The sequence below is a fragment of the Streptococcus sp. STR1/CE/0325 genome (genome assembly GCF_055386095.1).
The window spans coordinates 1,536,215-1,552,161 of record NZ_AP045018.1; the positions used below are offsets into that span (position 1 = coordinate 1,536,215).

Here is a 15,947-nt window from a genome sequence, read left to right on the forward strand (position 1 = left end):
TCTAAGAAATCAGGATTTCTTGCCGTTTTCCTAAAATCATACGCTCTTCTTAACGTTCTCATTACTTCATTTGGATAAGTCCTCGAGCTATTAGTATTAGTCCGCTCCATTGCTCACACAACTTCCACTCCTAACCTATCGACCTGATCTTCTCTCAGGGCTCTTACTAACTTAACGTTATGGGAAATCTCATCTTGAGGGGGGCTTCGCACTTAGATGCTTTCAGCGCTTATCCCTTCCCTACATAGCTACCCAGCTGTGCCTCTGGCGAGACAACTGGTACACCAGCGGTAAGTCCACTCTGGTCCTCTCGTACTAGGAGCAGATCCTCTCAAATTTCCTACGCCCGCGACGGATAGGGACCGAACTGTCTCACGACGTTCTGAACCCAGCTCGCGTGCCGCTTTAATGGGCGAACAGCCCAACCCTTGGGACCGACTACAGCCCCAGGATGCGACGAGCCGACATCGAGGTGCCAAACCTCCCCGTCGATGTGAACTCTTGGGGGAGATAAGCCTGTTATCCCCAGGGTAGCTTTTATCCGTTGAGCGATGGCCCTTCCATACGGAACCACCGGATCACTAAGCCCGACTTTCGTCCCTGCTCGAGTTGTTGCTCTCGCAGTCAAGCTCCCTTATACCTTTACACTCTGCGATTGATTTCCAACCAATCTGAGGGAACCTTTGGGCGCCTCCGTTACCTTTTAGGAGGCGACCGCCCCAGTCAAACTGCCCGTCAGACACTGTCTCCGATAGGGATCACCTATCTGGGTTAGAGTAGCCATAACACAAGGGTAGTATCCCAACAGCGCCTCCAGCGAAACTGGCGTCCCGCTCTCATCGGCTCCTACCTATCCTGTACATGTGGTACAGATACTCAATATCAAACTGCAGTAAAGCTCCATGGGGTCTTTCCGTCCTGTCGCGGGTAACCTGCATCTTCACAGGTACTAAAATTTCACCGAGTCTCTCGTTGAGACAGTGCCCAAATCATTACGCCTTTCGTGCGGGTCGGAACTTACCCGACAAGGAATTTCGCTACCTTAGGACCGTTATAGTTACGGCCGCCGTTTACTGGGGCTTCAATTCATACCTTCGCTTACGCTAAGCACTCCTCTTAACCTTCCAGCACCGGGCAGGCGTCACCCCCTATACTTCATCTTACGATTTCGCAGAGAGCTGTGTTTTTGATAAACAGTTGCTTGGGCCTATTCACTGCGGCTGACCTAAATCAGCGCCCCTTCTCCCGAAGTTACGGGGCCATTTTGCCGAGTTCCTTAACGAGAGTTCTCTCGCTCACCTGAGGCTACTCGCCTCGACTACCTGTGTCGGTTTGCGGTACGGGTAGAGTATGATACAACGCTAGAAGCTTTTCTTGGCAGCGTGACATCACTCACTTCGCTACTAAACTTCGCTCCCCATCATAGCTCAAGGTTATAGGTACAAGCATTTAACTCATACCACCCCTCACTATTTAGACGTGCTCTTCCAATCGCACGCTTGAGTTAGCCTTCTGCGTCACTCCATCACTTCATACTCTAGTACAGGAATATCAACCTGTTGGCCATCGGATACACCTTTCGGTCTCTCCTTAGGTCCCGACTAACCCAGGGCGGACGAGCCTTCCCCTGGAAACCTTAGTCTTACGGTGGATGGGATTCTCACCCATCTTTCGCTACTCATACCGGCATTCTCACTTCTATGCGTTCCAGCGCTCCTCACGGTACACCTTCACCACACATAGAACGCTCTCCTACCATACCATAAAGGTATCCACAGCTTCGGTAAATTGTTTTAGCCCCGGTACATTTTCGGCGCAGGGTCACTCGACTAGTGAGCTATTACGCACTCTTTGAATGAATAGCTGCTTCTAAGCTAACATCCTAGTTGTCTGTGCAACCCCACATCCTTTTCCACTTAACAATTATTTTGGGACCTTAGCTGGTGGTCTGGGCTGTTTCCCTTTCGACTACGGATCTTAGCACTCGCAGTCTGACTGCCGACCATAATTCTTTGGCATTCGGAGTTTATCTGAGATTGGTAATCCGAGATGGACCCCTCACCCAAACAGTGCTCTACCTCCAAGAATCTTAATGTCGACGCTAGCCCTAAAGCTATTTCGGAGAGAACCAGCTATCTCCAAGTTCGTTTGGAATTTCTCCGCTACCCACAAGTCATCCAAGCACTTTTCAACGTGCCCTGGTTCGGTCCTCCAGTGCGTCTTACCGCACCTTCAACCTGCTCATGGGTAGGTCACATGGTTTCGGGTCTATAACATGATACTAACTCGCCCTTTTCAGACTCGGTTTCCCTACGGCTCCGCTTCTTCCACTTAACCTCGCATCATATCATAACTCGCCGGTTCATTCTACAAAAGGCACGCTCTCACCCATTAACGGGCTCGAACTTCTTGTAGGCACACGGTTTCAGGTTCTATTTCACTCCCCTCCCGGGGTGCTTTTCACCTTTCCCTCACGGTACTGGTTCACTATCGGTCACTAGGGAGTATTTAGGGTTGGGAGATGGTCCTCCCAGATTCCGACGGGATTCCTCGTGTCCCGCCGTACTCAGGATTCTGCTAGGTATAAAGACTATTTCGAATACGAGGCTTTTACTCTCTTTGGCTCATCTTCCCAGATGATTCTTCTATATTCTTTAAGTCCACATCGCAGTCCTACAACCCCGAAGTGTAAACACTTCGGTTTGCCCTCCTGCCGTTTCGCTCGCCGCTACTCAGGCAATCGCTTTTGCTTTCTCTTCCTGCAGCTACTTAGATGTTTCAGTTCACTGCGTCTTCCCTCCTCTACCCTTAACAGGTAGGGATAACAGGCATAACCTGTTGGGTTCCCCCATTCGGACATCTCTGGATCAGCGCTTACTTACAGCTCCCCAAAGCATTTCGTTGTTCGTCACGTCCTTCATCGGCTCCTAGTGCCAAGGCATCCACCGTGCGCCCTTACTAACTTAACCTTATTTTTTGACTCTACTCTTAAGTCTCGTATTACAGCGTTTCGGTTTATTTTCTTGTTACTATTTGATATAGATATTCAATTTTCAATGGACTAAACTTAGGATAACAAATGTACCCTATGGAGCCTAGCGGGATCGAACCGCTGACCTCCTGCGTGCAAAGCAGGCGCTCTCCCAGCTGAGCTAAGGCCCCACAAGACCTCTCAAAACTAAATAAGAACCAAGTAAATCCGTTCCAGTATCTCTACTGTTCCTTAGAAAGGAGGTGATCCAGCCGCACCTTCCGATACGGCTACCTTGTTACGACTTCACCCCAATCATCTATCCCACCTTAGGCGGCTGGCTCCTTACGGTTACCTCACCGACTTCGGGTGTTACAAACTCTCGTGGTGTGACGGGCGGTGTGTACAAGGCCCGGGAACGTATTCACCGCGGCGTGCTGATCCGCGATTACTAGCGATTCCGACTTCATGTAGGCGAGTTGCAGCCTACAATCCGAACTGAGACTGGCTTTAAGAGATTAGCTTGCCGTCACCGACTCGCAACTCGTTGTACCAGCCATTGTAGCACGTGTGTAGCCCAGGTCATAAGGGGCATGATGATTTGACGTCATCCCCACCTTCCTCCGGTTTATTACCGGCAGTCTCGCTAGAGTGCCCAACTTAATGATGGCAACTAACAATAGGGGTTGCGCTCGTTGCGGGACTTAACCCAACATCTCACGACACGAGCTGACGACAACCATGCACCACCTGTCACCTCTGCTCCGAAGAGAAAGCCTATCTCTAGGCCGGTCAGAGGGATGTCAAGACCTGGTAAGGTTCTTCGCGTTGCTTCGAATTAAACCACATGCTCCACCGCTTGTGCGGGCCCCCGTCAATTCCTTTGAGTTTCAACCTTGCGGTCGTACTCCCCAGGCGGAGTGCTTATTGCGTTAGCTACGGCACTAAGCCCCGGATAGGGCCTAACACCTAGCACTCATCGTTTACGGCGTGGACTACCAGGGTATCTAATCCTGTTCGCTACCCACGCTTTCGAGCCTCAGCGTCAGTTACAGACCAGAGAGCCGCTTTCGCCACCGGTGTTCCTCCATATATCTACGCATTTCACCGCTACACATGGAATTCCACTCTCCCCTTCTGCACTCAAGTCCCGCAGTTTCCAAAGCGTACTATGGTTAAGCCACAGCCTTTTACTTCAGACTTACGAAACCGCCTGCGCTCGCTTTACGCCCAATAAATCCGGATAACGCTCGGGACCTACGTATTACCGCGGCTGCTGGCACGTAGTTAGCCGTCCCTTTCTGGTAAGTTACCGTCATAGTGTGAGCTTTCCACTCTCACACCCGTTCTTCGCTTACAACAGAGCTTTACGAACCGAAGTCCTTCTTCACTCACGCGGCGTTGCTCGGTCAGGGTTGCCCCCATTGCCGAAGATTCCCTACTGCTGCCTCCCGTAGGAGTCTGGGCCGTGTCTCAGTCCCAGTGTGGCCGATCGCCCTCTCAGGTCGGCTATGTATCGTCGCCTTGGTAGGCCTTTACCCTACCAACTAGCTAATACAACGCAGGTCCATCTCTTAGTGACGCTCTTGCGCCTTTCAAACCTATGCCATGCAGCATAAGCTGTTATGCGGTATTAGCTATCGTTTCCAATAGTTATCCCCCGCTAAGAGGTAGGTTACCTACGCGTTACTCACCCGTTCGCAACTCATTAGAGAGAAGCAAGCTCCTCTCCTCTGCGTTCTACTTGCATGTATTAGGCACGCCGCCAGCGTTCATCCTGAGCCAGGATCAAACTCTCGTTTAAATCTTACTCATGCTATTGCTAGCTTTTTCTTTATTGACGGGTTACTTGTGTAACCCTTACTTGGTTGTTTCTTATTTAGTTCTCAAAGGTCTTTCTATCGCTCTCTCAAGCGACAACTATTATATTCTAGCAAACTTATTCCTGACTGTCAATACTTTTTTTAACTTTTTTTAGCTTTTTTATCAACTATTCTCAAATACCCTATTCCAAAGGGGGTTAGAGCTGTTTCTTTTTCTATTTTAGACTTGTTTGAGCAAAAAAATAAATCAACGGGAACTGAACTGCTCCCTGTCAAGTGGACAATGAAATAATAAAAGATTAGGCGACGGCCTTGTTCCTCATTTCAAGAGGGGCAAGGCCGTTGTTGCGTTCTTGAAAACGTTGATGATTATAAAAATAGATGTAGGCATCAATATCTGACACCAGCTCCTCAAAGGTCTTATATTTCTTCAAATCATAGCACTCCGTCTTAAAGTGCCCAAAGAAACTTTCAATTGGTGCGTTGTCAATACATTTGCCAACACGAGACATAGAGCGTGTCATCTGATACTGGGGCGTTAAACGGTAATAATCTTTCGAAGTATACTGCGAACCTCGGTCGCTGTGAATTAATGGTGTCGCATCCGGATTAGCTGTTCGTGCTTTACGAAGCGTTTCTAACACCAACTCATTATCATTAAACTGACCAACCACATAAGCGACAATAGAGCCGTCATAAAGGTCCTTAATAGCACTCAAATAGGCTTTACAGCCGAGACCATACTTCAAGAACGTCACATCTGTACACCATTTCTGATTGGGGGCAGTAGCTGTAAAATCACGATTGAGAATGTTGTCTTCTACATTGACAAAGCTGGTCTTGGTACAGTAGCCCTTAGCCCTTCTGATAATGGAACGAATGCCTAAAATGTGCATCAAGCGACGAATCCGCTTCTTGTTGTAGTTTGTTTCAAGCTTGCGATTGACAAATAGCGTCATACGACGATAGCCAAGAATGTCATTAGGTTGACTATGAAGGTCCTTGATGACGTCTATCAATCTTGTATTTTCTTGTTCCGAAGGAGTTTCTTGATGATGTAACCACTTGTAATAGCCCGAGCGAGATACCTTTAGAATACGGCACAAGTGGCTGATAGAAGCCTCTTCTTGTTCTTTCCTGTATTCTTTAATCGCTTTGAAGGATTCTAAGTGGCGACCTAGTCTTACCGTCGGTTTCGTCGTTTGATGTCTTCTAACTTTTTTAGCAGGCCGTTCTCCATTTCAAGATACTTAATCCGTTCTTCCTGTTGCTTGATTTTGAGGCGTAACTCTTCTTCTGGAGTAAGGTTTGGTTTACTTTCAAGGCCTTTTCCACGTCGGTCGAGGAGGCCGTTAGAACCGTCCTTCTCGAACTTTCTCACCCAAGAATAGACCTGTTGGTAGGAAACACCATACTTCTCAACAGCTCCTTGGTAATCTTTCTCGTGGGCAAGAGTAAAATTGACAATCTCAACCCGTTCTTCAAATGTTGTCTTGCGTCCTTGTTTCATACGACTCATTCCTCTACTAGTAGCTTTCAATTCTTTACCACTAGTCTAACGTTTTATCCATGAGCTGAGAACATAATGACAAGAAATTCCATATTTTTCAGTCAAATCTTTGAGACTTCCCAAGCCACTGAGATAGTCGGAAACAGCTTGTTCCTTTAGTTCCTTACTATACTTCGTCCAGTGACGGCTTTCCTCTAGCCCTTCAATACCAGCTTCTTTGTACTTCCGAACCCAGTTCGATAGGGTGTCTTTAGACACACCATGGTGCTTAGCTAACCAGCTAAGTGATTGCCCAGCTTCCAAGTGGAGTAGAACAATTTCTAGTTTCTCAGAGACAGACTTTGGACTTCTTTTGGACATAGTAAAACTCCCTTTATCGTTTCTAGTGAAAATTTTTGTTTTTTCACTGTCCACTATAAGGGGAGTATATCAAACATCCGTTGATTTATTTTGATGTTTTTTATAACAAGGCTAGACTAGCAAAGTTGAGGATAAAGAGAGCATCCAAAATCCAAATAATAGGATGAACTTCCTTAGCTTGGCCTTTGAAAAGTTTAGCTAGGGTATAGAACAAGAAACCTGCTGCAATCCCGTGCGTGATGCTGTAAGAAAGTCCCATAAAGACAGAAGCAAAGAAGGCTGGGATGGCTTCATCCATTTGTCCCCAATTAACATCCTTAAGGCTTGAAATCATCATGATCCCAACCATAATCAAGATGGCAGCGGTCGCCTGAGTTGGGATAATGGCAAGTAGTGGACTAAAGAGACTAGAGACGGCAAAGAGAATGGCTACCACAAGGGCTGTAAGACCTGTACGTCCTCCTGCACCAATACCCGCAGCACTTTCTACGTAAGTAGTCACATTAGAGGTTCCTGCAATGGCACCGACCGTTGTTCCGACCATATCGGAGAAAAGTGCTTTATCCATCTTAGTCTTTAGACCTGATGATTGGGAAGCAGACTGTTCGTCTTCAAGATTGAAGATTCCTGCCTTACGACCAGTTCCAATAAGGGTTCCAATATTATCAAAGATATCGGTCAAAGCAAAAGCCAAAATAGTCATCAAGACTTCTGGCAAGCGCGCTGGGTTAGAAAAGAGGCTACCTAAACCTTGGCTACCAAGTGCAACACCAAAAATATGACCCAAATCTTTGAAGGCAGCGACTGGATTGTTGGCTGCAAAATCAATCTGAGAAAGGTTGACCACACCAAGCAAAATCGCCAAAACGGTTGTCGCTAGCATAGAAAGAATGATCCCCCCCTTGATTTGACGAATCAAGAAGAAAGCCGTGATGATAATAGCCAACAAAGCCAAGATGGCCGGTACATTATTAAAGTCAATCAGACCAGGCACCGCTGAAGCATTGGAAACGATGGTCGCCTTGGCTTCTTGAGCACCTTTACCAACAACGATATAATTACCTGGGTCAATGGTAAATTTCAACAGTCCTGCATTTTTCAAACCGATATAAGCAAGAAAGATCCCGATTCCACCACCAATTGCATGTTGAAGGGCTTGAGGAATTTCATTGATGATGGTCTTACGAATATTGGTCAATGTGATGATAATCGAAATAATCCCACAGAGAAAAACCATAGCCAAAGCTTCTTGCCAAGTATAACCAAGGGAAAAAACAACAGTATAGGTAAAGAAGGCATTGAGTCCCATACCTGGCGCCTGAGCATAAGGAATGTTGGCGTAAAAGGCCATCATGAGGGTCCCTGCAACCGTTCCTATAATAGTAGCCAAAAAGACCCCTTGGGCTGGCATGCCAGTTTGGCTGAGAATCTGCGGGTTAACAAATAAAATATAACTCATGGCAAAAAAGGTGGTCAAACCTGCCATGACCTCAGTACGAACATCTGTTCCATTTTCTTTCAGTTTAAACAACTGTTCCATTTACGATTTTATCTCCTTTTTAGAACGATGTTATCATTATAACCTATAAACGTTCGTAAATCAAGGGGGTTTTATTTTTTATTTGCTCCTTACTTCTTTTATTTTCGTTATTCAGACATTGTAGTCATGATACCCCTATATCATTTTGTTGGCAGTGTATCCATTTGTAAAGTATTGGTATAAAAATCAAAGCTAGCACGGCTGACAGGCTTCCCAAGGTAATAGGTTATCAAAACATCTTTCTCTTCCTCGGAAAAAAGAGGATATGCTGCTATTTCTTCTTTATCCTGCCCTTTCGAGAGAAACTCCAAAAATAGAAATACTTTATCATTATCGCCACAATCAATCCATTTATTCAAAGAAGGACAACCATAATAAACGTCGATGCCTTTCCTCTTTTGAGGGTGGATTGTGGTGAGAACAATAAAAGAGTAAGGATTTTAGCAAAGTCCGATTTAACTGACTAAAGCGATCATCACCTGTTTGACTAGCCAGTTCTTTTTCAAGACTAGCTTGATCTCTCCTTATGGCATCATTCACAATACGCTGCAACCAATCTTCTAATTGATTCCCCTTAAAATCACTAGCAGCATAAAGAAATTCTTCCACAGTCAGATGAATCCGCTCTAGGATGATCAAAAGTTTCTCTAAAGTGATTTCAGACTCTCCTCTTTCAAATCGTGACAGCTGAGCGATAGAAATTCTGCCGTCCACCGCAATATCCTTTAGAGAAAGACCTCTGCTCAAACGGAATCTGCGAAAAACGTGACCAAAATTTTTTTCTGACATCTCCCTAATTCTCCTATCTGCAAATGATTTTTCTACCTATGATTATAATACAAGACACTTTCTATTTTCAGAATCTTTTTGGAAGTTTCCTAATCGTGACAGACAAATGGGTTAAAGTGTGCTAAAATAAAAACATGACAAAAAAATTAATTGCTCTTGATTTGGATGGAACGCTCCTACATAGCGACCAGACCATCTCCTCCTATACCGTCGAAACCATTCAAAAAGTAAAAGAACTGGGTCACAAGGTGGTGATTGCAACCGGACGACCTTACCGTATGGCGAAGAGCTATTACGATCAGCTAAAATTAGAGACGCCTATGGTTAACTTCAATGGCTCTCTCACGCACCTTCCAGAGCGCAAGTGGGATTTTGAACTGGATATTCGTCTGGATCACAACTACATCTGGAAATTGCTGGATTTAAAAGAGACCATTCAACTTGATTTTTTAGCCAGTGAATACCGCAATAAATTTTTCATTAATTTTGATAAAAAAGAAACCATCCCACCTGAGCTCTTTGGGGTGGACAAAATTATTGACAAAATGGAGCTTATCCCACATAAGATAACAGAAGGTCCTAACGGGCTGCTCCTGCAAACTGGAGCTGAGGATAAATATGCCATGGCTGATTTTATCCGTGAGCATTTTCGTCATGATTTAGAAGTTGACTCTTGGGGTGGGCCTTTAAATATTCTAGAATTTTCTGCAAAAGGTGTTAATAAAGCCTACGCACTCAAGTATCTGCTCTCCCACTATGGTATGGAGGCGAAAGATTTGCTCGCCTTTGGCGATGAGCATAATGATAGGGAAATGCTGGATTTGGCTGGAGTTGGTTTTGCCATGAAAAATGCCAGTACTACGCTCCTTCCACATGCTGATGAACAGCTTGCTTGGTCCAATGATGAAGATGGGGTTGCTAAAAAATTAGAAGAACTTTTCTTATAATATAAACGAAAAAGTAAACCTCACCTCGTCCATAAGGAGCTCACAATGAAACTAAGAAAGCATTACACCTGTCCCTTAGAGTTGGCGCATGATCTTATCAAAGGAAAATGGAAGACGATTATCATTTTCCAATTAAGACACGGCAAACGCTCCTTTTCTGAACTCATGCGGGAGATCAAAGGCATCACTCAAAAGATGCTCTTAGAACATCTGCGCGAGCTTAGAGAAGTGGGATTGATTGATAAAAAATCTTATCCCGGTTACCCTTTAAAAGTGGACTATTTTTTAACACCTCGAGGTGAAAAGATGTTGGAAGCTGTCAATATCCTACAAGACATTGGCATTTCTTATCTGACCGAACAGGAATTTTCAGGTTTTGCTGTTGAAAAACGCACGGAGGATTAAATCAGCAAATCACCTGCTTACTAACAAAAAAGTAAGGTATTGACTTAGGCTAGCTTATCTCTTATGATTGAGTTAGAATCAAGAAAGGAGATGTAGCCATGCAAGCACTCATCATTATCGATGTCCAAAAGGACTATTTCCCAAATGGAAAATACCCTCTGTCTAAGCCAGAAGAGGCTCTTTCTAACATCATCCGCTTACTCAATGCTTTTAGGGAAAAACAGCTCCCTGTCATTTATATCCAACACGAATCCATCGATGGCACCTTTTTTAAGCCAAATACAGTCGGAGTTGAGATTCACCCTGCTATTGCTCCCTTACCGACAGAGCCCGTGATCGTCAAGCACTTTCCAGATAGTTTTTTTCAAACGCGCTTGCAGGAATGTCTGACAGACCTGGCGATTTCTCACCTTGTTGTTTGTGGCATGATGACACACATGTGCATTGATACCACTGTGCGAAGTGCCAAACAGTTCTACTATGATGTGACGCTCATCGCCGATGCTTGTGCGACCAAAGATTTGGAGTGGCAGAAGCAACAGCTACCTGCTTCCTTTGTTCATGACACTTATCTTGCTTCTCTTCATCAAAAGTTTGCGACTGTCATGACGACGACTGACTTTCTTTCCATTTAAATCTCATCTCAGACTTGAGTTTGGACCATCGTTCCAAGCTCTTTTTCATTTTCTAGGAGCTGATTCATTTATTTTATTTCAAATTCTATCTAAATCTGTCACGTCTCTTCACTTTTTTGTCATATTTTGAGCACTTTTTTGATTTTTTTCATCAAAGGGTCTTGTCTTTTTACTGAAACCGTTTTATAATAGAAAGTGTATTCTTGAACTCTGGCGAATATCGTTCGCCTCATCAAACAAAAAATAAAAGGAGGAACATCAAGAATGGGTATTGGTATTATTATTGCCAGCCACGGTGAATTTGCAAAAGGCATTCATCAATCTGGATCCATGATCTTTGGTGACCAAGAAAAGGTTCAAGTGGTCACTTTCATGCCAAGTGAAGGACCAGATGATTTGTATGCGCATTTTCAAGAAGCGATGGCACAATTTGATGCAGAAGACGAGATTCTTGTCCTAGCTGACCTTTGGAGCGGATCACCTTTTAACCAAGCAAGTCGTGTCATGGGAGAAAATCCTGAGCGCAAATTTGCTATCATCACAGGTCTCAACTTGCCAATGTTGATTCAAGCCTACACCGAGCGTATGATGGACGCTAGTGCTGGTGTAGCGCAGGTCGCTGCTAACATTATCAAGGAAGCAAAAGACGGCATCAAAGCCTTGCCTGAAGAACTCAATCCAGCAGAAGAGACTGCTACTAAGGAGGAAGTAAGCGCTCAACCTCAAGGAGCAATTCCAGAAGGAACTGTCATCGGAGATGGTAAACTCAAGATTAACTTGGCTCGGATTGACACACGTCTCTTGCATGGTCAGGTCGCAACTGGATGGACCCCAGCTTCTAAGGCAGACCGTATTATCGTTGCTTCTGACACTGTTTCCCAAGATGAGCTACGCAAACAACTCATCAAACAGGCTGCGCCAAATGGAGTTCGTGCCAATGTTGTTCCAATTAAAAAATTGATTGAGGCTTCAAAAGACCCACGTTTTGGTAATACCCATGCCCTCATCCTCTTTGAAACCCCACAAGATGCCCTCAAAGCTATCGAAGGTGGCGTGCCAATCAAAGAACTCAATGTCGGATCAATGGCTCATTCAACGGGTAAAACCATGGTCAACAACGTCTTGTCTATGGATAAAGAAGACGTGAAAACCTTTGAGAAACTACGTGACCTAGGCGTTGCCTTTGATGTGCGTAAGGTTCCAAATGATGCCAAGAAAGATCTCTTTGATCTCATTCAAAAAGCTAACGTTCAATAATAAACGAAAGGATTTATCATGGATATTTCAATTGTTTCTGCGATTTTGGTGGTCATTGTCGCTTTCCTTGCTGGTATGGAAGGAATTCTTGACCAATTCCAATTTCATCAACCACTTGTTGCTTGTACCCTCATCGGGCTTGTCACTGGTCATTTGACAGCAGGTGTTATGCTAGGTGGTACTCTTCAATTTATCGCCCTTGGTTGGGCTAATATCGGGGCTGCTGTGGCACCAGATGCGGCGCTTGCTTCTGTAGCGGCTGCTATCATCTTGATCAAAGGTGGTGACTTCACTGCTAACGGTATCAGCGTGGCGCAAGCACTCGCTATCCCACTTGCTGTTGCTGGTCTTTTCCTTACAATGCTTGTGCGGACGACTTCAGTTGCCTTGGTGCATGGTGCCGATGCTGCTGCTGCTCGTGGGGACTTTAAAGCACTTGAGCGCTACCACTTGATTGCCCTTTCTCTTCAAGGTCTTCGTATCGCTATTCCTGCTGCTTTCCTTCTAGCTATTCCTGCTGAAAGCGTAAAAGCAGCACTTGAGCTCATGCCTGCTTGGCTTGCTGGTGGTATGCAAGTCGGTGGTGGTATGGTTGTTGCCGTCGGTTTTGCCATGGTTATCAACATGATGGCAACCAGAGAAGTTTGGCCTTTCTTTGCCCTTGGTTTTGCTCTTGCAGCTGTCAACGAACTTACCCTTATCGCACTTGGTACGATTGGTGTGGCGATTGCTATCATCTACCTCAACCTTTCTAAGAAAGGCGGATCTGGTGGTGGTACAAGCGCAAGCAACGACCCAATCGGCGACATTTTAGAAGACTACTAAGAGGAGGAAGATCATGGCTGAAAAGATTCAACTATCCCTTAACGATCGTAAAAAAGTATGGTTCCGTTCTCAATTTCTCCAAGCCTCTTGGAACTATGAACGGATGCAAAACTTGGGCTGGGCTTATGCTCTAGTACCAGCTATCAAAAAATTATACACGAAAAAAGAAGACCAAGAAGCAGCGCTTAAACGCCACATGGAATTCTTCAATACCCATCCATACGTAGCTGCGCCTATCTTTGGGGTAACCCTTGCCCTTGAAGAAGACCGCGCAAACGGTGCAGACATCGATGACGCTGCTATCCAAGGGGTTAAGATCGGGATGATGGGACCTCTTGCTGGTATCGGTGACCCTGTCTTTTGGTTTACTGTTCGTCCTATTCTTGGTGCCCTTGGAGCTTCTCTAGCCCTTAGCGGGAATATCATTGGACCACTTATCTTCTTCTTTGGATGGAATGCGATTCGGATGGCTTTCCTTTGGTACACCCAAGAATTTGGTTACAAATCTGGTAAGGAAATTACCAAAGACATGTCAGGCGGTATTCTCCAAGACATCACCAAAGGTGCTTCTATCCTTGGGATGTTCATCTTAGCTGTTCTAGCGGAGCGTTGGGTATCCATCAACTTTACCTTCAACGTTTCTAGTGTTCCACTGGCTAAAGGTGCTTACATCGAATGGGACAAACTTCCAGCAGGTGGTGAAGGTATTCGTCAAGCCTTTGAAAAAGTAGGACAAGGTCTTTCTCAAACACCTGAGAAAGTGACAACTTTCCAAGACAACTTGAACAGTCTTATCCCTGGTTTGATGAGCTTAATTTTGACCTTTATCTGTATGTGGTTGTTGAAGAAAAAAGTTTCTCCAATCACCATCATCATCGGACTTTTCATCGTTGGTATCCTTGCTCGTCTAGCAGGTATCATGTAATCTCATAAAGAGCGACTGAGTTTTCAGTCCTCTTTTCATATCAAGAGGGGATAACTATGGCACAATCCTTAAATAAACAAGTGGAGTTTCAGACCACTGGAAATGCTTATACCGGTATCGGAAGTAAGGTCGGAAAATTCCTCATTGGCGATCAAGCTATCGAATTTTACCCTGATTCCAATATCGAGCAATTCATCCAGATTCCTTGGACTAGTATTGAAAAGATGGGCGCTAGTGTTAGAAAACGTAAAATCGATCGCCACTTCCATATTTTTACCTCCCAAGGTAAGTTTCTCTTTTCCTCTAAGGATTCGGGAAAGATTCTTAAAATCGCACGGGAGCACCTAGGAAATGATAAGGTTGTCAAAATTCCAACCTTGTTACAACAATGGTCTCAAAAACTCTTTGGAAAATCCTGATGCCCCTTTACTTTTTACAAAAAAAAGGATATAATAACATCAACGGATAAGTAGAGATGCTGAGTCGTGCAGAGAGCCTGCGGTTGCTGCGAGCAGGTCGATAAGGATTTTGAAATTCTACCGTGATAACAACAATCAAATAGCAATTAAGTGCACAAGATTTGTGAAGCTGGATGGAACCGCGCTTTGGCGCTCCAGCAAGACTTATCTTGTGCTTTTTGTATTTTAGGAGGACAAACGCATGCTTGATTTAAAACGTATTCGGACCGATTTTGAGGAAATCGCTCAAAAATTAGCCCTTCGTGGAGTCAAAGAAGAAACCCTTTCTCACCTAAAGGCTTTGGATGAAAAACGCCGTGAACTTTTGGTGGAGTCTGAAAACCTCAAGGCAGAGCGTAACCTTGCTTCTGCTGCTATCGCACAGAAAAAACGTGACAAGGAAAATGCAGACGAAGCCATCGCTAGCATGCAGGCCCTCTCTCAAAAAATCAAACAAATTGACGGCGATCTCGTGACTTTAAACGAAGAGTTAGAGAGCATTGTGACCGTCCTTCCCAACACGCCACATGAAAGTGTGCCAGTCGGTGCAGACGAAGAGGACAATGTGGAAGTCCGCCGCTGGGGAGCACCGCGTGACTTTGACTTTGACATCAAGGCGCACTGGGATTTGGGAGAAAACCTTGATATCCTTGACTGGGAACGCGGCGCTAAGGTCAGCGGTTCACGATTCCTTTTCTACAAGGGCTTGGGGGCAAAATTAGAGCGTGCCATTTATAACTTCATGCTAGATGAGCATGCCAAAGAAGGCTATACTGAAATCATTCCGCCTTATATCGTCAACCAAGACTCTATGTTTGGAACAGGGCAATATCCAAAATTCAAGGAAGATACCTTTGAGCTAAAAGATACCAACTTTGTCCTCATCCCAACTGCGGAAGTCCCCCTCACCAACTACTACCGTGGGGAAATCCTTGATGGTAAGGAACTTCCAATCTACTTCACCGCTATGAGCCCATCATTTCGTTCTGAAGCAGGATCTGCTGGTCGTGACACCCGTGGACTGATTCGCTTGCACCAATTCCACAAGGTTGAGATGGTCAAATTTGCCAAACCAGAAGAATCTTACGACGAACTTGAAAAGATGACCGCTAATGCGGAAAACATCCTTCAAAAATTGAACTTGCCTTACCGTGTCATCACCCTTTGTACGGGAGATATGGGCTTCTCAGCAGCTAAGACCTACGATTTAGAAGTCTGGATGCCAGCTCAGGACACTTATCGTGAAATCTCTAGCTGTTCTAATACCGAAGATTTCCAAGCAAGACGGGCGCAAATCCGCTACCGTGATGAAGAAGGCAAGGTCAAACTCCTTCACACCCTCAATGGTTCAGGTCTTGCAGTCGGACGTACCGTGGCTGCTATCTTAGAAAACTATCAAAATGCCGATGGTTCTGTTACCATCCCAGAAGTGCTTCGCCCTTACATGGGTGGCGTTGCAGTCATTAAGCCAGATTAAACACAAAAAAGCTAAGTTCCTATCA

The 15,947-nt window shown here is 45.0% G+C and carries 11 protein-coding genes, 1 tRNA gene, 2 rRNA genes and 1 pseudogene; 8 read left to right on the forward strand and 7 right to left on the reverse strand.

All coding sequences use genetic code 11. The features are described from left to right. Positions 1-70: 70 nt before the first annotated feature. The 7 genes and pseudogenes from ACZ49W_RS07455 to ACZ49W_RS07485 form a co-directional block, all read right to left on the reverse strand. Positions 71-2,969, reverse strand: a 23S ribosomal RNA gene (locus ACZ49W_RS07455). Positions 2,970-3,089: 120 nt separating this feature from the next. Further along, a tRNA-Ala gene (locus ACZ49W_RS07460) sits at positions 3,090-3,162 on the reverse strand. Positions 3,163-3,227: 65 nt separating this feature from the next. Next, positions 3,228-4,775, reverse strand: a 16S ribosomal RNA gene (locus tag ACZ49W_RS07465). The 16S and 23S rRNA genes sit together here with 1 tRNA gene alongside, the layout of an rRNA operon. Positions 4,776-5,093: 318 nt before the next feature. Then, a pseudogene (locus ACZ49W_RS07470) lies at positions 5,094-6,664 on the reverse strand (IS3 family transposase). A 100-nt stretch (positions 6,665-6,764) separates the two neighbouring features. After that, the gene (locus ACZ49W_RS07475) at positions 6,765-8,204 is read right to left on the reverse strand and encodes an NCS2 family permease (protein WP_464814682.1); all 1,440 of its coding nucleotides are present in this window, start codon (positions 8,202-8,204) and stop codon (positions 6,765-6,767) included. Between the two features lie 140 nt (positions 8,205-8,344). Continuing rightward, positions 8,345-8,563 carry a hypothetical protein gene (locus ACZ49W_RS07480; protein WP_464814683.1) on the reverse strand — a complete coding sequence of 73 codons (219 nt, stop codon included), beginning with the start codon at positions 8,561-8,563 and terminating at the stop codon, positions 8,345-8,347. Then, the gene (locus tag ACZ49W_RS07485) at positions 8,556-8,993 is read right to left on the reverse strand and encodes a helix-turn-helix domain-containing protein (protein WP_464814684.1); all 438 of its coding nucleotides are present in this window, start codon (positions 8,991-8,993) and stop codon (positions 8,556-8,558) included. Before ACZ49W_RS07485 ends, ACZ49W_RS07480 begins: the two co-directional genes overlap by 8 nt. A gap of 134 nt (positions 8,994-9,127) precedes the next feature. Here ACZ49W_RS07485 and ACZ49W_RS07490 point away from each other — a divergent pair, with 134 nt between their 5' ends. From ACZ49W_RS07490 to serS, 8 genes are all read left to right on the forward strand, one after another. Then, the gene (locus ACZ49W_RS07490) at positions 9,128-9,940 is read left to right on the forward strand and encodes a Cof-type HAD-IIB family hydrolase (protein ID WP_464814685.1); all 813 of its coding nucleotides are present in this window, start codon (positions 9,128-9,130) and stop codon (positions 9,938-9,940) included. A 45-nt stretch (positions 9,941-9,985) separates the two neighbouring features. Next, positions 9,986-10,345, forward strand: a complete 360-nt coding sequence (locus ACZ49W_RS07495) for a winged helix-turn-helix transcriptional regulator (RefSeq protein ID WP_464814686.1) — start codon at positions 9,986-9,988, stop codon at positions 10,343-10,345. Between the two features lie 98 nt (positions 10,346-10,443). Then, a complete protein-coding gene (locus ACZ49W_RS07500; protein WP_464814687.1) occupies positions 10,444-10,980 on the forward strand; it encodes a cysteine hydrolase family protein in 537 nt (178 codons plus the stop codon). A 264-nt stretch (positions 10,981-11,244) separates the two neighbouring features. Beyond that, on the forward strand, positions 11,245-12,237 hold the full coding sequence (locus ACZ49W_RS07505) for a PTS sugar transporter subunit IIB (RefSeq protein ID WP_464814688.1): 993 nt from the start codon (positions 11,245-11,247) through the stop codon (positions 12,235-12,237). A gap of 24 nt (positions 12,238-12,261) precedes the next feature. Next, on the forward strand, positions 12,262-13,062 hold the full coding sequence (locus tag ACZ49W_RS07510) for a PTS mannose/fructose/sorbose transporter subunit IIC (RefSeq protein WP_464814976.1): 801 nt from the start codon (positions 12,262-12,264) through the stop codon (positions 13,060-13,062). Positions 13,063-13,075: 13 nt separating this feature from the next. Beyond that, a complete protein-coding gene (locus ACZ49W_RS07515) occupies positions 13,076-13,987 on the forward strand; it encodes a PTS system mannose/fructose/sorbose family transporter subunit IID (RefSeq protein WP_464814689.1) in 912 nt (303 codons plus the stop codon). A 56-nt stretch (positions 13,988-14,043) separates the two neighbouring features. After that, on the forward strand, positions 14,044-14,406 hold the full coding sequence (locus ACZ49W_RS07520) for a DUF956 family protein (protein WP_464814690.1): 363 nt from the start codon (positions 14,044-14,046) through the stop codon (positions 14,404-14,406). 241 nt (positions 14,407-14,647) lie between these two features. Beyond that, entirely contained in the window at positions 14,648-15,922 is a 1,275-nt protein-coding gene (serS, locus tag ACZ49W_RS07525) for a serine--tRNA ligase (RefSeq protein WP_464814691.1), read from the forward strand. Positions 15,923-15,947: the final 25 nt, after the last annotated feature.